Here is an 18,906-nt window from a genome sequence, read left to right on the forward strand (position 1 = left end):
CTGCCCCGCTCCGTGTCGGGCGTCGGTCGTCAAACGGGCTCCGCGCAACCGGCGGCCAGCGCCGCGTCGACCAGGACGGCGGCGGCCTGCCGGGCGACCGCACCCGCCGACGGGTCGCGGTCCATCCGTGCGGACAGACCGCCCCCGTCGTACAGCAGGTGGAGCTGGCGGGCGAGGTTCTCGGGATCCGGGGCGCCGGCCTCCCGGGCGAGGTCGGTGAAGAACGCCCGGACCCAGGCGCGGTAGGTGTCGGAGACCTCTTCGATTGCGCTGCCGTGCTTGGCCTCCGCGCTGGCCGCCACGAAGGCGCACCCGTGGTAGCTCTGCTCGGCGAAGAGCGCGGCCTGCGCGTCGAAGACGGCCAGCAGCCGCTCCCGCGGATCGTCGGTGCCTTCGACGGCGCGCAGCAGGCGGGCGGACATCCGGGCGTACCGCGAGTCGAGATAGGCGCGGACGAGCTGTTCCTTGCCGCCGAAGGTGTTGTACAGCGAGGCCTTGGCGACCCCGGCGCGCTCGATGATCCGGTCGATGCCGACCGTCTGCACGCCCTCCGCGTAGAACAACTCGTTCGCGGCCGACAGCAGTCGCTCCCGGGCCGTGGGAGCCTTGGCAGTCGACGTCTTCGTCATGCCACCCACCTTCTCGACACTTCCACTCTACGACTGACCAGACCGGTCTACTCAGTCACCGGGACGCCGTGTCGGCACGCTCGGACTCACGGGCCTCGACGGCGGGCGAGCCTCCGGCCGCCACCAGGACCCCGGGCGCGCTCCGCGGGCCGCGGCGCAGCAGCAGAGCGGCGAGGGCCAGCAGCGCCAGGGCGATGACCACCGCGCCGTACTCCTCGGAGGTCGGGACCAGCCCGCCGCCGTGCACCACCAGCGTTCCGGCGACGACGGAGGGGACGCCCATGCCGAGGTAGGCGACGACGAACAGCAGGGACAGCACGCCCGAGCTCTCGTGCGGCCTGGTCAGCGGCAGCACGGTGCGGATGCCGCCCTGGAAGCCGCTGCCGAAGCCGAAGCCGGCGACGGCCGTACCGACGAAGAACAGCACCGGTGCGCTCTGGGCGACGGCCAGCAGGGTGACGGCGACGCCGACGACCAGCGCTCCGATGCCGGTGTACATCACGGTCGTCGCCGTGGCACTGCGCAGCACGAGGACGGAGGCGGCCGCCACGAAGGCGAGGACGAAGAGGCCGAGGCCGCCGTAGACGGCGGAGTCGGAGCCGACCAGGGTGCGGACCAGGGCGGGGCCGAGGGAGCCGTAGAACCCGGCGAGGGCCCAGACGGCGAAGATGACCGGGGCGGCCGCGAGGGCGGCGCCGCGGACCGTGCGCGGAAGCTTGATCTCGGGCACCAGGCTGGCCAGGGCGCCGGGCTCACGGGTGACGGTCTCGTCGATCAGGGCGATGGCCACGGCCTGGGCCACGAACACACCCAGCAGGCCCAGGTAGATCGTGTGGGTCGGGGCGGGCAGGTACTGCACCACGAATCCGCTGACCAGGGCGCCTGTCGCGGTGCCCAGGCCGGGGGCGAAGGCGTTCGCCACGGTGCCCCGGGAGCGGTTGATGTCCATCATCGCGGCGCCGACAGCGCCGAGCGCGGCGCCGGTGGACAGGCCCTGCACGACTCGGGCGGCGAGCAGTTCGCCGACGCCTCCGGCGGTGGAGAACAGCACCATCGCGACGGCCTGGGCGGCGATCGCGGTGATCAGGACGGGGCGGCGGCCGACGTGGTCGGACAGCTTGCCGAGGACCAGCAGACCGGAGAGCACGGCGATGGCGTAGATGCCGAAGACCACGGTGGTGGTGATCGGGCTGAAGCCCCATTCGGCCTGGTAGGAGGCGTAGAGGGGGGTGGGCGCGCTGGAGGCTGCGAGGAAGGAGACGACGACGGAGGCGAGCACGTAGAACGCCGCGCGCGGCGGGATCGGCTTGCTCGCCGGCTTGGTTCGCTCGTGCGGTGCGAGGTGGTTCATCGGGGAGATCCTTCGCGGGGCCGGGGCCGGAGACCGTCGGTTGACAGATGGTGAGTGGGTAGACCGGTCTGTCTACATGTCCTGGGCAACCGCATAGACAGGTCTGTCTATTCCGGCGCAGCGAAAAGATTTCCGTACCGCCGGAACTCTCGGTACCGCCGGAACTCTCGGCACCGCCGGATCTCCCGGTACCGCCGGAACTCTCGGCACCGCCGGATCTCTCGGCACCGCCGGATCCAGGAGGACGGCTCCCGCGTCGCGGACCTCCTCCGGACTCCGTAGCGCACTCCGCGCAGTGCACTCCGCGAGCCGATCTCGACGCCGTCGCGTGGAGCGTCTGCGCCGACCGGGCGCCGCCGACCCCGATTATGTGTACGACATACGTGTACGACCTACGCGCGCGGCTCATGTGTACGACGGGCCGAGCGCCGATCGCATCGGGAGGACGCGGTGAGCACTGAACCCCAGCCCGCACGGGAAGCCGAACCACAGCCGGTGCTAGGACCGTTGACCACCGCCGCGATCTTCCTGGTGGTCACCGTCCGCCCCGGACACGAGGAGCGGGTACGGGAGGTGCTGGGCGATCTGAGCTCGCTGCGGCGCAGTTTCGGCTTCGGTGCCCCAGAAGCCGCCCTGAGCTGTGTCGCGGGGATCGGCTCCGAGGCCTGGGACCGGCTGTTCGACCATCCGCGCCCGGCCGGACTGCATCCCTTCCGGCCCCTGGAAGGCTCCCGGCACACCGCGGTCGCCACCCCCGGCGACGTCCTCTTCCACATCCGGGCCGGCCGCTTCGACCTCTGCTTCGGGCTGGCCGCCGAGATCATGCACCGGCTGCGGGACGCGGTGACCGTCGAGGACGAGGTGCAGGGCTTCAAGTACCACGACGCCCGTGACCTGCTGGGCTTCGTCGACGGTACCGAGAACCCGGTCGGCGCCGCCGCCCGCGGGGCCGTCCTGATCGGCGCGGAGGACCCCGCGCACGCCGGCGGCAGCTATGTGATCGTGCAGAAGTACCTGCACGACCTGGACGCCTGGAACGCGCTGCCGGCCGAGACACAGGAGCGGATCATCGGCCGTACCAAGGCCACCAACATCGAGCTGGAGGAGCCGGGCTCGCACGTCGACCTGAACACCGTCACCGGACCGGACGGCGAGGAGCAGGACATCCTGCGCGACAACATGCCCTTCGGCAGCCCCGGCCGGGGTGAGTTCGGCACCTACTTCATCGGGTACGCCCGCACCCCGGACGTCATCGAACGCATGCTGCGCAACATGTTCCTCGGCACGCGGGACGCCACCCACGACCGGATCCTCGACTTCTCCACGGCGGTCACCGGCACGCTCTTCCAGGTGCCGTCCGGCGACTTCCTCGACGACCTGCCCCCGGCTCCCGGGAAGGCATGACGCCGGTGCGCATTGTCACGCGGCGCACCGGTGGGATCTACTACACCGTGATCCCTACAACTCCTCCCGGGCGGTGCTGAGATGACGACGAGTCCGCATCTGGTCGTAGTCGACCTCGCCGGGGTCGAGGACAAGGCCGGTCTCATGGACCGCGCCGTCTCCGCCCTGAGCCTGCCCGACTGGTTCGGCCGCAACTGGGACGCCCTGGCCGACAGCCTGCGCGACCCCTCGGTCTGGCCGCCGGAGGCGGTCGAACGCGGCCTCCTCCTGGTCGTGACCGGCTGGCAGGGCTACGCGGGGACCCGGCCGGACGAGTGGAAGACGGCCCTGGACGTGTTCGCCCAGGCCTCGGAGGGCGAACCGGGACTCACGGTGGCGCTCGCCCTCGGCTGAGGCGGGCAGCCGTGCGCACCGCCCTTGGAGGTTCCTCCTAACCGCCGCTGACCTGCCTGGACGTTCGTCCCGGGCACCGCATACCGGTCGCCATGGGACAATGAAGTACGTGCTTTTCCCCCTGGCCGGCCGGTCCGGGGGTCACCTCTGATCGACCGGGATGTGCGGCACGTGCGTTTCCTCAATGACATCCAGCCCGCGTACGACCTGACGTACGACGACGTCTTCATGGTGCCGAGCCGCTCCGCGGTCGGCTCGCGTCAGGGCGTGGACCTCGACTCGCCGGACGGCACGGGTACCACCATCCCGCTGGTCGTCGCCAACATGACCGCGATCGCGGGCCGGCGGATGGCCGAGACGGTGGCCCGGCGCGGCGGACTCGTCGTGATCCCGCAGGACATCCCGATCGACGTGGTCACCGACGTCATCACCTGGGTGAAGAGCCGCCACCTGGTGCTGGACACCCCGATCGTGCTGGCCCCGCACCAGACCGTCGCCGACGCGCTGGCCCTGCTGCCCAAGCGGGCGCACAACGCGGGTGTCGTCGTCGACGAGGACGGCCGCCCCGTCGGCGTCGTCACCGACCGTGACCTGAACGGCGTCGACCGCTTCACCCAGCTGGCCGAGGTCATGTCCCGTGACCTGCTCCTGATCGACGCGGACATCGACCCGCGCGAGGCGTTCAACAAGCTGGACGCGGCCAACCGCCGCTACGCGCCCGCCGTCGACCGGGACGGCAAGCTGGCCGGCATCCTCACCCGCAAGGGCGCCCTGCGCGCCACCCTGTACACCCCGGCCACCGACGCGCAGGGCAGGCTGCGGATCGCCGCCGCCGTCGGCATCAACGGGGACTTCGCCGACAAGGCCAAGCAACTGCTCGACGCGGGCGTCGACACGCTCGTCATCGACACCGCGCACGGCCACCAGGAGTCGATGATCAGCGCGATCAAGCTGGTCCGCGGCCTCGACCCGCAGGTCCCGATCGCGGCCGGCAACATCGTCTCCGCCGAGGGCGTCAAGGACCTCGTCGACGCGGGCGCGGACATCATCAAGGTGGGTGTGGGCCCGGGCGCCATGTGCACCACCCGCATGATGACCGGCGTCGGCCGGCCGCAGTTCTCGGCGGTGCTGGAGTGCGCCGCGGAGGCGAAGAAGTACGGCAAGCACGTGTGGGCCGACGGGGGTGTCCGGCACCCGCGGGACGTCGCCATGGCACTGGCCGCGGGCGCCTCCAACGTGATGGTCGGCTCCTGGTTCGCCGGCACCTACGAGTCTCCGGGCGACCTCCAGCAGGCCGCCGACGGGCGGCTGTACAAGGAGTCCTTCGGCATGGCGTCCGCGCGTGCGGTGCGCAACCGGACATCCGACGAGTCGGCCTACGACCGGGCCCGCAAGGCGCTCTTCGAGGAGGGCATCTCGACGTCCCGGATGTTCCTCGACCCGGCCCGGCCGGGCGTGGAGGACCTGATCGACTCGATCATCGCGGGCGTGCGGTCCTCGTGCACCTACGCCGGTGCGGGGTCCCTGGAGGAGTTCGCCGAGAAGGCGATCGTGGGGATCCAGAGCGCGGCTGGCTACGCGGAGGGCAAGCCGCTGCACGCGAGCTGGAGCTGACCGAAAGAGGGTGCCTCGCCGTCTTCGGGTGCGGGGCCGTTGTGGTTGCTCGCGCCCGCGCGGCGGAGCCGCATGCCGATACGGCCCCACGCCCCTGTAAGGGGCGCGTTGCACCCGGGGTGCAATGAATATGCACCCCGCGACCACACACGCAATGATCTTGCGTGTACGAGCAAGGTTGCTGCATTACGCCCGTGAAGGGCTGGCTCATAGGGTCATGCGCTGTACGTGGCGTGGCCGGGACCCCGCTCGGTGGGGCCCGGCGGGATGGGCGCCGCCGGTCCCGGCCGCCCAGACCCGCAGCGACGAAGGAGCCGCGCGTGCTTGACCAAGGCGCACCCCCACGAACCGACGTTTCCCCCTCCGTCGGTGCCCGACTGATGCGGCGGAAGCCCGTCGAGCGGCTGGTGGCCGAAGGCGGGCAGGGTGAGGGGGGCACGCTCCGGCGTTCCCTCGGGCTCTGGCAGCTGACGATGATCAGCATCGGCGCCACCCTCGGCACCGGCATCTTCGTGGTCCTCGGCGAGGCCGTCCCCAAGGCCGGCCCGGCCGTCACCCTCTCCTTCGTGATCGCCGGGCTGACCGCGCTCTTCTCGGCGCTCTCCTACGCGGAGCTGGCGGGCACCATCCCGGTCGCCGGCTCCTCGTACTCGTACGCATACGCAACGATGGGCGAGCTGATCGCCTGGATCTGCGGCTGGTGTCTGCTCCTGGAGTACGGCGTCTCGGTCGCCGCGGTCGCGGTCGGCTGGGGCGAGTACCTCAACGAGCTGCTCGCCGGGACCATCGGCGTCACCCTCCCGAAGGCCCTGTCCGCGCCGCCCGGCGTCGACGGCGGTGTCTTCAACCTGCCCGCCCTGATCGTCGTGCTCCTCGCGATGGCGTTCCTGCTCGGCGGCGCCAAGGAGTCGGCGCGCGCCAACACGATCATGGTGTGTGTGAAGATCGCCGCGCTGGTGCTGTTCTGCGCCATCGGCTTCATGGGCTTCAGGTCCGGCAACTACGCGCACTTCATGCCGCTGGGCATGGCCGGCGTCAGCGCGGCCGGGGCGACGCTGTTCTTCTCGTACATCGGGTTCGACGCCGCCTCCACCGCAGGCGAGGAGGCGAAGAACGCGCAGCGCGACCTGCCCCGGGCCATCATGCTGTCGCTGGTCATCGTGACGGCGCTGTACGTCCTCGTCGCGGCCGTCGCCGTCGGTGCGAAGCCGTGGCGGCAGTTCAACGACTCCGAGGCCGCCCTCGCCCAGATCATGCGGGACGTGACCGGCCAGAGCTTCTGGGGCACCCTGCTGGCCGCCTGCGCGGTCGTCGCCATCGCCAGCGTCGTCCTGACCGTGCTCTACGGCCAGACCCGCATCCTCTTCGCGATGTCCCGGGACGGCCTGGTGCCCAAGGTGTTCGCCAAGGTGCACCCGAAGACCGGCGCGCCCCGGGCCAACACGGTGATCGTCTCCGTCTTCTGCGGGGTCCTGGCCGCCGCGATCCCGCTGGGACAGCTGGCCGACGCCACCAGCATCGGCACGTTGTTCGCCTTCGGCCTGGTGAACATCGCGGTGGTGGTGCTGCGCCGGACGCGTCCCGCGATGCCCCGTACCTTCCGCGTCCCGCTGTCCCCGCTGCTGCCCGCGCTGGGCTTCGGCTTCTGCGTCTGGATGATGGGCAGCCTCTCGGCCGTCACCTGGGTGGTCTTCGGAGTCTGGATGGCGGTCGGGCTCGTGTTCTACTTCGTATACGGCTATCGCCGGTCCCGTCTTGCAACACCTGAAAGCTGAACGACCCCTTGCTGAACGATCTCGACGAACGCATCGTGCACGCCCTCGCCGAGGACGCCCGCCGCTCCTTCGCGGACATCGGACAACTGGTCGGCCTGTCCGCGCCCGCCGTCAAACGGCGCGTGGACCGGCTGCGCGCCACCGGAGCGATCACGGGTTTCACCGTGCGGGTCGATCCTGCGGCCCTCGGCTGGGAGACGGAGGGGTTCGTCGAGATCTACTGCCGGCGCAACACCTCACCGGAGACGATCCAGCGGGGGCTGGAGCGGTACCAGGAGGTGGTGGCCGCGTCCACGGTCACCGGTGAGGCCGATGCGGTCGTGCAGGTCTTCGCGTCGGACATGCGGCACTTCGAGAGGGTGCTGGAGCGGATCGCGGGGGAGCCGTTCGTGGAACGCACCAAGTCGGTACTGGTGCTGTCGCCGCTGCTGAGGAGGTTCTCCTCAGGGGCACCGGGGTGAGTGCGGGACCGGTCTCGGGGGTGCGGATGCGTTGCCGGGTGCCGGTGCGTGGGGATTGCTCGCGCAGTTCCCCGCGCCCCTGAAGGCAGCTCAGCTGGTCCCACCTAGAAGGGGCGCGGGGAACTGCGCGATCAGCCACGCACCACCGGCACCCGGCAACGCATCCGCACCCTCCGCCCCCTATCCCGCGGTCATCCGCGCCAACGCGTTGCTGTCGATGGAGTTGTGCACGCTGAAGCTGACCGCGTCCGACCGGTACCGGTCGTCCGACCACTCCACCGGGCGCCCTTCCCGTGTCGTCGTCACCCGCCGCACCCGCAGCAGCGGGCTCGACCGGCGGACCCCCAGCAGTTCGGCGTCCCGCGCGCCGCAGGCGACCGCGTCGATGACGTGCTCGCCGTACGCGAAGACCAACCCCGTGTCCTCGTACAGGCGTTGAGTCACCGACGGGCACTCCGGCTCTATCGCCGCCACCGCCGGCGAGATCCAGTCCGCGTACACCGTCCGCTCCAGCAACACCGGTTCGCCGTCCAGGCCGCGTACCCGGAGTACGTGCAACACCGGTGTGCCGAGGGGGAGTTGGAGGCGTACCACGTCCTCCTGGGTGGCGGGGCGGTACTCCTGGGACACCACGTGTCCGGTCGCCTCGCGGCCCATCGACCGCGCCCACTGCGCGAAGCTGCGCAGCTCCGCGAAGCTCTGGCTGCGGCGGCTGGCCAGCACCACCCGGCGGGCGCCCTGGCGGGAGCCGATCAGCCCCTCGGAGGTGAGCGCGGCGACGGCCTGGCGGACGGTACCGCGGGACACGCCGTACTGCGCCGCCAGCTCCGTCTCCGAGGGCAGCCGGCTGCCGACGGTGTACTCCTCACGGTCGATGGCGCGCCGCAACTCGTCGGCGATCTCCTCGTGTCGCGCCGTCATGCTTCCCCTCTGATCAGGCTGTTGTGCACAGCGTGACCAGCCTAATCGACGTTCTCGGGTGATTCGTGTCAGCCGTGAATGTGCAGGGAATCAGGGGTCGGTGTTTGTGCTGTGTTCATGAACAGGTCACTCACGCCGGGCGTACTGGGGCCGACTTGTTCAGACAAGTTCGGTCGGCGCCGGCCACCGCGCCGCCCACCGCGCCACCCACCCTCGTGCGTACTCCCTGGAGAGACCGTGACCGTGTCCCTGCCGAGAACCGCCGTCCTTGGCGGCTCCCTCGCCGTCGTTGCCGCGCTCGCCCTGAGCGCCTGCGGCGCCGCCCCCGACAACGCGTCGTCCACCACCTCCGACGGCAAGAACGCCGCCACCGCCACCTCCGCCGCCGACCTCGGCGGCATGGACAAGCTGGTCGCCGCGGCGAAGAAGGAGGGCACGCTGCACATCATCGCCGTGCCCCGCGACTGGGCCAACTACGGCGCCATCATCGACGGTTTCAAGAAGAAGTACGGCATCAAGATCGAGGACGAGAGCCCCGACGGCTCCAGCCAGGACGAGATCACCGCCGTGACCTCGCGCAAGGGCCAGGACCGCGCCCCGGACGTCCTCGACCTCGGTTCCTCCTTCGCGCTCAGCGCGGCCCAGCAGGGGCTGCTCGCGCCGTACAAGGTCACCTCGTACGCCGACATCCCCACCGGTCAGAAGGACCCGCAGGCCCGCTGGTACAACGACTACGGCGGCTACATCTCCATCGGCTGCGACGCCAAGCGCGTCAAGACCTGCCCGACCACCTTCGCCGACCTCCTCAAGCCGCAGTACAAGGGCCAGGTCGCCCTCAACGGCAACCCGACCAAGTCCGGCTCCGCCTTCGGCGGCGTGTACGCGGCCGCGCTCGCCAACAAGGGCTCCTTCGACGACATCCAGCCCGGCCTCGACTTCTTCGCCGAGCTGAAGAAGAACGGCAACTACACGCCCGTCGAGTCCACCCCGGCCACCGTCGAGAAGGGCGAGACGCCCATCTCGATCGACTGGGACTACCTGAACGCCGGGTACGCCGACGAGTTCAAGTCCAAGGGCGTGGACTGGAAGGTCACCATCCCGACCGACGGCCAGTACGCCCAGTACTACTCCCAGGCCATCAACAAGGACGCCCCGCACCCGGCGGCCGCCCGCCTGTGGCAGGAGTACCTGTACAGCACCGAGGGCCAGAACCTGTGGCTCAAGGGCTACGCCCGCCCGGTCCTGATGACCTCCATGGAGTCGGCCGGCTCGCTGGACAAGACCGCCGCCGCCAAGCTGCCCGCGGTCACCGGCACGCCGTCCTTCCCGACCGAGGCCCAGCAGGACAAGGCCAAGACGGTCCTCGCGACGGGCTGGTCGAAGGCCGTCTCCGGATGACGGCCACGCTCACGCGGGCCGACGTGGCGTCCGCCGCTTCCCAGAAGCGGCGGCGCCGCGCCCCCGGCTGGCTGGCCGTCGTCCCGCTGCTCGTCTTCACAGCCGTCGCCTTCGGGCTGCCGGCCGTGGCCATGCTGAACGGCGCCTTCACGGTCAAGGACCCGGCGAGCGGGGTGTCCTCGTACACCGGGCGGAACCTCACGGACTCGCTCCAGGGGCCGTACCTCACCGCCCTCGTCGGCAGCGTCAAGCTGTCCGCGCTCTCCGCCCTGATCGCCGCCCTGCTCGGACTGCCGCTCGCGCAGGCCGTGGTCAGCTCGCGCTCCCGGGCACTGCGCGAGGCCGTGCTCACCGCCTCAGGCGTGCTCGCCAACTTCGGCGGTGTGCCGCTGGCCTTCGCGTTCGTGGCGACCCTCGGCAACGCCGGTGTGCTGACCACGCACCTGCACCTCACGGACCACGGCTGGAACCTGTACAGCTTCTGGGGCCTGGTCCTCGTCTACCTCTACTTCCTGATCCCGCTGATGGTCCTCACCATCACCCCGGCCCTGGACGGACTGCGGACGCAGTGGCGAGAGGCCGCGCGCAACAACGGCGCCACCGGGTTGCAGTACTGGCGGTTCGTGGCGCTGCCCGTGCTCGCGCCCTCGCTGCTCGGCGGGCTCGTGCTGCTCTTCGGCAGCGCCTTCGCCGCCTACGCCACCGCCGCCGCGATGGTCGGCAGCGCGGTCCCGCTGGTCACCCTGCAGATCGCCGACGCCCTCTCCGGCAACGTTCTGGTCGGCCAGGAGAACGTGGCCCTCGCCCTGAGCCTCGACATGGTGCTGGTGGCGGGCGTGGTGATGGCCGTGTACCTGCCCCTGCAACGACGGAGTGCCCGATGGCTCGACGCCTGACCCCCTGGCGCTGGGCCGTCCTCGGCCTGGCCGCCCTGTACTTCCTGGTCCCGCTGGGCGCCTCCGTCGTCTTCACCGTCGACGTGCCCGGCCAGGGCGTCACCTTCGACGCCTACACCCAGATCCTGTCCGCCGACGGCTTCCTCTCCAGCCTGCTGCTCTCGCTGGAGCTGGCCCTCGCCACCATCGTCGTCGTGCTGCTGCTGATGGTGCCCGCCGTGGTCGCCCTGCGGCTGAGCGCGCCGAAGCTGCGCCCCGTGGTCGAGATCGTCTGCTCGCTGCCGCTGGTGGTGCCGCCGATCGCGTTCGTCGCCGGCATCGCCAGCGTGCTCAAGTGGGGGCCGGACCACCTCTCCCGGACCCCCCTGTTCGAGACGTTCGTCGCCATCCAGAACCCGGACTTCCCGGTCGTCCTGGTCCTCGCGTACGTCGTGATGGCGCTGCCCTTCGTCTACCGGGCGCTGGACGCCGGACTGCGCGCGATCGACGTGCGCACCCTCGTCGAGGCCGCCCGCAGCTGCGGTGCCAACTGGCCGCAGGCCCTGGTCCGGGCCGTGCTGCCCAACCTGCGCGGGGCACTGCTCAACGCGGCCTTCCTCACCCTGGCGCTGGTGCTCGGCGAGTTCACCGTCGCCCGGTTGCTCGGCTTCCAGCCCTTCGCCGTGTGGATCTACAACGTCGGCGGCTCGCAGGCCCAGATGTCCGTCGCCGTGTCCGTGCTCAGTCTCCTGGTGACCTGGGCCCTGCTCCTCGCGCTCGCCGGTGCCGGCGGCCGTGACCGTACCGCTTCCTCCCGGGGATGAACCATGAGTGTCAGCACGCCTGAGAAGGCCACCACCGCCGCAACCGTCGAATTCCGGTCACTGCGACGGGAGTTCGGCGCCACCGTCGCCCTCGACGGACTCGATCTGACCGTCCGCCCCGGGGAGTTCCTGGCCCTGCTCGGCCCGTCCGGCTGCGGCAAGACCACCGCGCTGCGCATGCTCGCCGGGTTCGAACACCCCGACTCCGGCGCGGTGCTGGTGGACGGCGAGGACGTCACCTCGGTCCCGGCCCATCGCCGTGACGCCGGGATGGTCTTCCAGTCGTACAGCCTCTTCCCGCATCTGAACGCCGTCGACAACGTGGCGTTCGGGCTGCGCATGCGCAAGGTGCGCACCAGTGAACGGCGCACCCGCGCCGCCGAGTTGCTGGATCTCGTCGGGCTCGGCGACAAGGGGGAGCGGTTCCCGCACCAGCTCTCCGGCGGTCAGCAGCAGCGCATCGCGCTCGCCCGCGCCCTGGCCCTGCGGCCCCGGGTGCTCCTCCTCGACGAGCCGCTGTCGGCCCTCGACGCCAAGGTCCGGCTGACCCTCCGCGAGGAGATCCGCCGCCTCCAGCAGGAGCTCGGCATCACCACCCTGTTCGTGACACACGATCAGGAGGAGGCGCTGTCCGTGGCCGACCGGGTCGCCGTGATGCGCGCCGGGCGGCTCGAACAGTGCGCCGAACCCGCCGAGCTGTACGGCCGTCCGGCCACCGCCTTCGTCGCCGAGTTCGTCGGCACGATGAGCCGGATCCCCGGCACGGTCAAGGACGACCGGGTCGAGGTGCTCGGGCAGCGGCTGCCGGTCGACGGACAGGCTCCGGACGCGAGCGAGGTCGACGTGCTCGTACGGCCCGAGGCGGTCCAGGTGCGCGCGGACGGCACCGGTACGGCCACCGTCGTCGCCACCGCCTTCCTGGGCGCGGTCGTCCGGGTCACCGTACGGCTCGCCGACGGCACCGAGGCCAAGGCCGATCTGCCCGCCCACGAGGCCGCGGGTCTGGGCGCCGGAGCCGCGGTGAGCGTGTCGCTGCCCGAACGGCCGGTGCTCGTGGCGGACCGTACCCAGAAGTAACGCTTCCGGAAGTCCGGAAGCGTCCAGAAGCCCAGCAGTAAGGAATGACGACAACGTGACCCCCCACCCCCGACTCCCGCTCCAGGCCGTCCTGTTCGACATGGACGGAACGCTCGTCGACACCGAGCGACTGTGGTGGGAGGCGGTGGAACGCGTTGCCGGGCGGGCGCTCGGCGAGGCCGACGAACCCGATGTGCTCGGCCGTCCGGTCGAGTACACCGCCCAGTGGCTGGCCGGCAGCACCGGCAGGTCCGGCGCCGATCTCGCGGCCGAGCTGCACCGTGAGTTCGCGGACCGCGTCCGCACCGGCATCGTGCCCCGCCCCGGCGCCCTCGACCTGCTGGACGCGCTCGCCGCGGCCGGCGTTCCCACCGCCCTGGTCACCGCGTCCCCACGCGCGGTCGCCGACCTCGTGCTCGCCGCGCTCGGCGCCGGCCGGTTCGCCGCCTCCGTCACCGCCGACGACACCGGCCGCACCAAGCCCGCCCCCGACCCGTACCTCGCCGCCTGCCGGGCCCTCGGCGTCGACCCGGCGGCCTGTGTCGCCGTCGAGGACACCGAGACCGGGGTGGCCTCCGCGGAGGCGGCCGGCTGTGCGGTGCTCGCCGTGCCCTCGCTCGCGCCGATCGGCGGCGCACCCGGCCGGACCGTCCGGGACACCCTCGTCGGGGTCACGCCGAAGCAGCTGAGCGACATGGCGGTACCCGAACTGCGGGTCATGTCCTGGAACCTGTGGCTCGGCGGCAGCCGGATCGACGACCACCGGGCCAAGCAGGTCAAGGCCGTCCTGGACGCCGGCGCGGACGTCGTCGGACTCCAGGAGACCGCCGGCACCTCGGCGCGGGAACTCGCCGAGGCCCTCGGCTGGCACCACCACACGGCCGGCGAGAACCTCGGGATCATCAGCCGGTACCCCATCACCGCCCGCCTCGGCGACCCGGAGGTCGGTTTCTACGGAGCCGCCGGGGCGCGGATCGCCCTGCGCCCCGGACTCGAGGTCGACATCTGGACCGCGCATCTGCACTACACCCCGTACGGGCCCTACGAGTTCCACTTCGACGGGCTCGGGGCGGCCGAGCTGATCGCCCACGAGGAGGTGCGGCTCGGGCAGCTGCGCGAGGCGCTGCGGCGGATCGGGGACGGTCCGGTGCCGGTGGTGCTCGTGGGGGACTTCAACTGCCCGTCCCACCTGGACTGGACGGACGTCGAGTGGCCGGTGACCAGGGCCGCCCAGCAGGCCGGGTTCCGCGACTCCTACCGGGAGGTCCACCCGGATCCGGTGACCGCGCCGGGACACACCTGGTCGCCGATCCACCCCGTGCGGGAGGACGGCAGCGGGCGGCCCGAGCCGCAGGACCGGATCGACTACGTGCTGCACAGGGGGCTGCGCGTACTCGACTCCCGGACCTACGTCAGCGGCATCCCCGCGCCCTGGCCCGAGGTGGCGGGCAACGACTGGCCGTCCGACCACGCGGCCGTCGTCAGCACCTTCGCCGTGGGGTCCTGACTCGGGGTTACCGGGGGCAACCATTGCGGTCATCGGGGGCATCCCGTAGGTTGTGCCGGGCTCCTTACTCGCTGGTAACACCGGTAGGCAACCCATGCGCTGGCCCTCCGCCACCCTCCGGCCGGGGGGACCCCGATCCCGCTTCGCGCGCCGACCCACCACCGTGCGCGCGCGGATCGTGGCGCTCGCCCTCGCCCCGGCCGTCGCGCTGACGGCACTGTGGAGCTTCGCCATGGTCTCCGTCACCGCCGAACTCCGCGCGCTGATCAGGCTCCAAGGGGTGTACGACGACTACGGCACCCCCGTCGACACCGCCGTCGGGCAGATCCAGATCGAACGGCGGCTGTCGGCGGCCTACCTGGGCGCCCGGCTCGACACGGCGACCGCCGCCGACCTGCTCGCCCAGCAGCGGCGCACCGACCGGGCGGTGGACGCCATGCGGGACGCGGTCCGCGGCGGTGACCGCGGCCGGCTCAGCGACCGGCAGCGCGCCGCCCTCGACGCGATGGTGACCGCCACCGGCAGGCTGGAGGGACTGCGCGAGCGGGTGCTGGCCCGGAAGATCACCTGGGACGGCGCCGTCACCGGCTACAGCGCCCTGGTGGAACCCGGCTTCGACGTCGAGTCCACCCTCACCGCCCTCCAGGCCGGACAGCTGGCCCGGGAGTCGCAGGTCGTCGTCGAGCTGGTGCGGGTACGGGAGTTCGTCTCGCGCGAGGACGCGCTGGTCGCGGGGGCCCGGGCCGCCGGAGGGCTCACCGAAAGGCAGTACGGCAGCCTCACCGCGACCATCGAGGACCGCCGTGTCTTCCAGCGGACCTACGTCCCCGATCTGCCCTCCGACTCGCGGGAGCTGTTCGAGCGGTTCCAGCGCGGCGGGCTGTACGGCTCGCTGGTGCGCGGCGAGGACGCGCTGCTGCGGGCCGGTGCGGACCGGGCCGGTGCGGCCGTCGCCGCGGACACCTGGCGGTCGACCACCGACCGGGCCGTCAAGCAGTACATGCTGCTGTGCACCGACTCGGCGCGGAACTCCGCCGCGCGCGGACGGGCCTTCGCCTACCGGGAGCTGACCAAGGCGGCCGTCGTCGGTGTGGTCGGGCTGGCGGCGGTGGGGCTCTCGCTGTGGTTCGCGGTACGCGGGGCGCGCCGCATCTCACGCCGTCTGGAGATGCTGCGAGACGCGGCCGACCTGCTCACCGCACACCAACTTCCCACCCTGATGAGCCGCTTGAGCGCCGGTGAGGACGTGGACGCGGTCGCCGAGGCGCCGCCGCTGGCCGCCGGGGAGGCCGGTCGCGACGAGATCGGGGACGTCGGCCGGTCGTTCAACAGGGCGCGGCTGGCCGCCGTCGAGGCCGCGGTGAAACAGGCCACGCTGCGCAGGGGCCTGTTCGCGGTCCTCCTCAACATCGCGCGCCGCAACCAGGCCCTCGTCCACCGCCAGCTGAAACTCGTCGACACCCTGGAGCGGCGCACCGACGACCCGGCCGTCCTGGGCGAGCTGTTCCGCATCGACCATCTGACCACCCGGATGCGCCGGCACGCGGAGAGCCTGATCATCCTCTCCGGCGCGACGCCCGGGCGGCGCTGGCGGCGGCCCGTTCCCATCGCCGACGTGGTGTCCTCGGCGGTGGGTGAGATCGAGGACTACCCACGGGTCGTGGTGCCGCCGATGCCCGAGGTCGGGGTCGCCGCGGACGCGGTCGCCGACGTCGTGCACCTGGTCGCCGAGCTGCTGGAGAACGCCACGGTGTTCTCGCCGCCGCACACCCAGGTCACCCTGCGCACCGGCCGGGTCGGCCACGGCTTCACCCTGGAGATGGACGACCGGGGCCTCGGCCTGGACGCCGACCAGCTCGCCGAGGCCCACCGCACCCTCACCGACCCGGAGGCCTTCGACCCGACCCGCCACGACCGCCTCGGCCTCTACGTCGTGGGCCGCCTGGCCGCCCGGCACGGCATCGAGGTGACCCTGCGGGAGTCGCCGTACGGGGGCACCACCGCGGTGGTGCTGCTGCCGGCGGCGGTGCTGGCGGAGGTGGAGCCGGAGAGCGGCCGGCGGGGAGGCGAGCGAGGGCGGCGGGCGTCCGCGGAGGACCACGGCAGCCGGCCCACGCGTCCGGAGGGCCGACCCGCGTCGGCGGTCGGCGTCCTGCCGCCCCACGGCGGCACGGCGGTCGCGGGGGAGGCCCCGGCGCCCGGCGGAGCGGCCGCGCCGGTGCCGGCCGGCGGGGCCGGAGCGGGCCACGACACGGAGCCCCGGCCGAGCCGGACCGAGGATCCCGCCCCCGACGTGCCCCCGGCCCTGCCCACCCGTACCCGCCAGGCCTCCCTCGCCCCCGAACTGCGCGCCGCCGGCCCGCCGGCCCCGGCCCCGCCCGCCGGGCGCGATCTGGACGCCGACGAGATGCGGGCGGTCTTCGGAGCCTTCCAGCGCGGCCTGGACCGAGGGCGCAGGGGGTTGCCGACCGGACCCGAGGAGCCGGACCACACCGAGGAAAGGACGCGCGCCGACCATGACCAGTGACCCCCAGCCCCAGCCCCCAGACCCGGCCGCCGCCCCCGACTCGGCCCCGACCCCCAGCTCGCCCCCGACCCCGGCCTCCGGCTCGGCCCCAGGCCCTGGCTCGGCTGCGGGCCTTGGTTCGGCTGTCGGCCCTGGCTCGGCCGCTGGTCCCGACTCGGCTGCCGGTTCGGGTTCGGTTGCGGGCCTTGGTTCGGCTGTCGGCCCGGACTCGGCCACTGGCCCGGGCTCGGCTGTCGGCCCGGACTCGGCCACTGGCCCGGGCTCGGCTGTCGGCCCGGACTCGGCCGCCGCCCCCAACCCGGCCGCCGGTTCCGGATCGGTCGTCGGTTCCGGATCGGTCGTCGGTTCCGGTGGCGCGGCCTCCGTTTCACGGGCCGGCGGCGGCCCGTCGGCTGCTGTCGGCTCAGGGCCCGGCGCCCAGCCCGGCAGTGATCTCGGCTGGCTTCTCGATGATCTCGTCGCCCGGACCGACCACGTCCGGCAGGCCGTGCTGCTCACCGCGGACGGGCTTCCGCTCAGCCACTCCGAGGGCATGCGACGGCGGGACATCGAGCATCTCGCGGCCGTCTGCTCCGGCTTCCACAGCCTGGCCCGCTCGGCGGGGGACCGGTTCGGCGCCGGCGAGGTACGGCAGACCATGGTGATGCTGGACGACGCCTACCTCTTCGTGACGCCGGCCGGGCACGGCAGCCGGCTCGCCGTCCTCAGCGACGTCCGTACCGACGTCGGCCAGCTGGCCCACGAGATGGCCCTGCTCGTCCGCCGCCTCGGCCGCCACCTGGACGCGGCCGCACGCTCGGCCCCCTGACCCTCCGGTGAGCGACGAGCACTGGTACGAGGACGAGACCGGCTCGCTGGTCCGCCCCTACACCGTGACCCGGGGCCGTACCGAGCCCTCCGGACGGCACACCATCGACCTGATGTCCCAGGTCACGGCGGTGGACGCGGACCCGGCCGAGCCGGATGTCGACCATGCCCGGACCGCCCTGCTCGCCCTGGTGCGGCGCGGCGCCCGGCCCGTCGTCGAGCTCGCCGCGGACGCCGACCTGCCGCTCACCGTCGTACGCGTCCTGCTCGGCGACCTCGCCGAGGCCGGCCTGGTCCGCATCGACCGGCCGCACCGCGTGGCGCCGGCAGGCCCGGGCGCCGACCCCGCGCTGCTGAAGGAGATCGTCGAGCGGCTGAGGGAGCTCTAGCGGTGCGTCCGGCGCAACGAATCGCCGCCGGACACCTGTATGACGCAACGAACCGCCCGGCCACGCGCAACGGCTCCTCCTTGTCCGGCCCGATCCGCCGACTTACCGTCTAAAGGGCCCCAGAGACCCCTTCCGTACCCGGTGAGGACCCGTATGCGCACCGCCCTGCTCCAGAGCTCCGGCCGCCCCGGCTCGACCGTCGAGAACCTCAAGGCGCTCGACGAGGCCGCCGGCCGGGCCGCCGCCGCGGGCGCCGCGCTGCTCGTCGCACCCGAGATGTTCCTGACCGGCTACGCGATCGGCGACGACATCGCCCGTCTCGCCGAGCCCGCCGACGGCGACTGCGCGGACGCGATCGCCGAGCTGGCCCACCGGCACGGGCTGGCGATCGCCTACGGCTACCCGGAGCGCGCAGGCGACGCCGTCCACAACTCCGCCCAGCTGATCTCCGCCGACGGCACCCGGCTGGCGAACTACCGCAAGACCCACCTCTTCGGCGGCTTCGAACGCGACCACTTCACGCCCGGCGAGCAGCCGGTCGTCCAGGCCGAGCTGAACGGCCTCACCGTCGGGATCATGATCTGCTACGACGTGGAGTTCCCCGAGCTGGTCCGCGCCCACGCCCTGGCCGGTACCGACCTGCTCCTCGTCCCCACGGCGAACATGCACCCGTTCCAGCTCGTCGCCGAGTCCCTGATCCCGGTGCGGGCCTGGGAGAACCAGATGTACGTGGCCTACGCCAACCGGGTCGGCCACGAAGGGGAGTTCGAGTTCTTCGGGCTCTCCACGCTGGCCGGACCCGACGGGGTCGCCCGCACCCGCGCCGGCCGCGGCGAGGAACTCGTCCTCGCCGACCTCGACCCCGCCCTCCTCGCCGCCTCCCGCGCGGCGAACCCGTATCTGAAGGACCGCCGCCCCGGCCTCTACGGGTCCCTGAGCTGACCTCCACCCCCC

Annotated in this window: 16 protein-coding genes and 1 pseudogene; 14 read left to right on the forward strand and 3 right to left on the reverse strand. The window is 72.2% G+C overall.

Translation table 11 applies throughout. The features are described from left to right. Positions 1 to 29: 29 nt before the first annotated feature. Both ACWDGI_RS15365 and ACWDGI_RS15370 read right to left on the reverse strand, forming a co-directional pair. Positions 30 to 629 (reverse strand): TetR/AcrR family transcriptional regulator, encoded by a 600-nt coding sequence (locus tag ACWDGI_RS15365; protein ID WP_450759117.1) that lies wholly within the window; start codon positions 627 to 629, stop codon positions 30 to 32. 55 nt (positions 630 to 684) lie between these two features. Next, positions 685 to 1,980, reverse strand: coding sequence for an MFS transporter (locus ACWDGI_RS15370; RefSeq protein WP_450759119.1), 1,296 nt, complete (start codon positions 1,978 to 1,980; stop codon positions 685 to 687). A gap of 450 nt (positions 1,981 to 2,430) precedes the next feature. Here ACWDGI_RS15370 and ACWDGI_RS15375 point away from each other — a divergent pair, with 450 nt between their 5' ends. The 5 genes from ACWDGI_RS15375 to ACWDGI_RS15395 all read left to right on the forward strand — a co-directional run bounded on the left by ACWDGI_RS15375 (position 2,431) and on the right by ACWDGI_RS15395 (position 7,627). Continuing rightward, entirely contained in the window at positions 2,431 to 3,384 is a 954-nt protein-coding gene (locus ACWDGI_RS15375) for a Dyp-type peroxidase (RefSeq protein ID WP_450759121.1), read from the forward strand. Between the two features lie 81 nt (positions 3,385 to 3,465). Further along, positions 3,466 to 3,777 carry a barstar family protein gene (locus ACWDGI_RS15380; protein WP_450759123.1) on the forward strand — a complete coding sequence of 104 codons (312 nt, stop codon included), beginning with the start codon at positions 3,466 to 3,468 and terminating at the stop codon, positions 3,775 to 3,777. A gap of 171 nt (positions 3,778 to 3,948) precedes the next feature. Further along, on the forward strand, positions 3,949 to 5,391 hold the full coding sequence (locus ACWDGI_RS15385; protein ID WP_450759125.1) for a GuaB1 family IMP dehydrogenase-related protein: 1,443 nt from the start codon (positions 3,949 to 3,951) through the stop codon (positions 5,389 to 5,391). A gap of 320 nt (positions 5,392 to 5,711) precedes the next feature. After that, entirely contained in the window at positions 5,712 to 7,166 is a 1,455-nt protein-coding gene (locus ACWDGI_RS15390; protein WP_450759127.1) for an amino acid permease, read from the forward strand. An 8-nt stretch (positions 7,167 to 7,174) separates the two neighbouring features. Then, the gene (locus tag ACWDGI_RS15395) at positions 7,175 to 7,627 is read left to right on the forward strand and encodes an Lrp/AsnC family transcriptional regulator (RefSeq protein ID WP_403373727.1); all 453 of its coding nucleotides are present in this window, start codon (positions 7,175 to 7,177) and stop codon (positions 7,625 to 7,627) included. Between the two features lie 180 nt (positions 7,628 to 7,807). Here the strand turns inward: ACWDGI_RS15395 and ACWDGI_RS15400 are convergent, their stop codons facing one another. After that, positions 7,808 to 8,548, reverse strand: coding sequence for a GntR family transcriptional regulator (locus tag ACWDGI_RS15400; protein ID WP_450759129.1), 741 nt, complete (start codon positions 8,546 to 8,548; stop codon positions 7,808 to 7,810). Between the two features lie 237 nt (positions 8,549 to 8,785). On the opposite strand from ACWDGI_RS15400, the gene ACWDGI_RS15405 reads away from it, so the two are divergent. The 9 genes and pseudogenes from ACWDGI_RS15405 (at position 8,786) to ACWDGI_RS15445 (ending at position 18,894) form a co-directional block, all read left to right on the forward strand. Then, the gene (locus ACWDGI_RS15405; RefSeq protein ID WP_450759131.1) at positions 8,786 to 9,946 is read left to right on the forward strand and encodes an ABC transporter substrate-binding protein; all 1,161 of its coding nucleotides are present in this window, start codon (positions 8,786 to 8,788) and stop codon (positions 9,944 to 9,946) included. After that, positions 9,943 to 10,842 carry an ABC transporter permease gene (locus tag ACWDGI_RS15410; RefSeq protein WP_450759133.1) on the forward strand — a complete coding sequence of 300 codons (900 nt, stop codon included), beginning with the start codon at positions 9,943 to 9,945 and terminating at the stop codon, positions 10,840 to 10,842. The genes ACWDGI_RS15405 and ACWDGI_RS15410 overlap by 4 nt, the downstream gene beginning before the upstream one ends. After that, positions 10,827 to 11,645 (forward strand): ABC transporter permease, encoded by an 819-nt coding sequence (locus ACWDGI_RS15415; RefSeq protein WP_450759135.1) that lies wholly within the window; start codon positions 10,827 to 10,829, stop codon positions 11,643 to 11,645. Before ACWDGI_RS15410 ends, ACWDGI_RS15415 begins: the two co-directional genes overlap by 16 nt. A gap of 3 nt (positions 11,646 to 11,648) precedes the next feature. Next, complete coding sequence (locus tag ACWDGI_RS15420; RefSeq protein ID WP_450759137.1) at positions 11,649 to 12,722, forward strand: ABC transporter ATP-binding protein; 1,074 nt, start codon at positions 11,649 to 11,651, stop codon at positions 12,720 to 12,722. Between the two features lie 55 nt (positions 12,723 to 12,777). Beyond that, positions 12,778 to 14,229 (forward strand): HAD-IA family hydrolase, encoded by a 1,452-nt coding sequence (locus tag ACWDGI_RS15425; protein ID WP_450759139.1) that lies wholly within the window; start codon positions 12,778 to 12,780, stop codon positions 14,227 to 14,229. 163 nt (positions 14,230 to 14,392) lie between these two features. Continuing rightward, entirely contained in the window at positions 14,393 to 16,756 is a 2,364-nt protein-coding gene (locus ACWDGI_RS15430; RefSeq protein WP_450759141.1) for a nitrate- and nitrite sensing domain-containing protein, read from the forward strand. Positions 16,757 to 17,171: 415 nt separating this feature from the next. Next, positions 17,172 to 17,564, forward strand: a pseudogene (locus ACWDGI_RS15435) (roadblock/LC7 domain-containing protein); the annotation flags it as partial. 7 nt (positions 17,565 to 17,571) lie between these two features. Then, the gene (locus ACWDGI_RS15440) at positions 17,572 to 17,952 is read left to right on the forward strand and encodes a DUF742 domain-containing protein (RefSeq protein WP_450759143.1); all 381 of its coding nucleotides are present in this window, start codon (positions 17,572 to 17,574) and stop codon (positions 17,950 to 17,952) included. 153 nt (positions 17,953 to 18,105) lie between these two features. After that, complete coding sequence (locus ACWDGI_RS15445; RefSeq protein ID WP_450759145.1) at positions 18,106 to 18,894, forward strand: carbon-nitrogen hydrolase family protein; 789 nt, start codon at positions 18,106 to 18,108, stop codon at positions 18,892 to 18,894. Positions 18,895 to 18,906 lie beyond the last annotated feature (12 nt).

The organism is Streptomyces sp. NPDC001220 (assembly GCF_053597895.1).

What these genes read in the sequence shown, in the direction of transcription:
- ACWDGI_RS15415 (WP_450759135.1), top strand. Translation starts at nt 10,827, where the DNA reads ATGGCTCGACGCCTGACCCCCTGGCGCTGGGCCGTCCTCGGCCTGGCC.
- ACWDGI_RS15365 (WP_450759117.1), bottom strand. Translation starts at nt 629, where the DNA reads ATGACGAAGACGTCGACTGCCAAGGCTCCCACGGCCCGGGAGCGACTG.
- ACWDGI_RS15400 (WP_450759129.1), bottom strand. Translation starts at nt 8,548, where the DNA reads ATGACGGCGCGACACGAGGAGATCGCCGACGAGTTGCGGCGCGCCATC.
- ACWDGI_RS15445 (WP_450759145.1), top strand. Translation starts at nt 18,106, where the DNA reads ATGCGCACCGCCCTGCTCCAGAGCTCCGGCCGCCCCGGCTCGACCGTC.
- ACWDGI_RS15420 (WP_450759137.1), top strand. Translation starts at nt 11,649, where the DNA reads ATGAGTGTCAGCACGCCTGAGAAGGCCACCACCGCCGCAACCGTCGAA.
- ACWDGI_RS15380 (WP_450759123.1), top strand. Translation starts at nt 3,466, where the DNA reads ATGACGACGAGTCCGCATCTGGTCGTAGTCGACCTCGCCGGGGTCGAG.
- ACWDGI_RS15370 (WP_450759119.1), bottom strand. Translation starts at nt 1,980, where the DNA reads ATGAACCACCTCGCACCGCACGAGCGAACCAAGCCGGCGAGCAAGCCG.
- ACWDGI_RS15410 (WP_450759133.1), top strand. Translation starts at nt 9,943, where the DNA reads ATGACGGCCACGCTCACGCGGGCCGACGTGGCGTCCGCCGCTTCCCAG.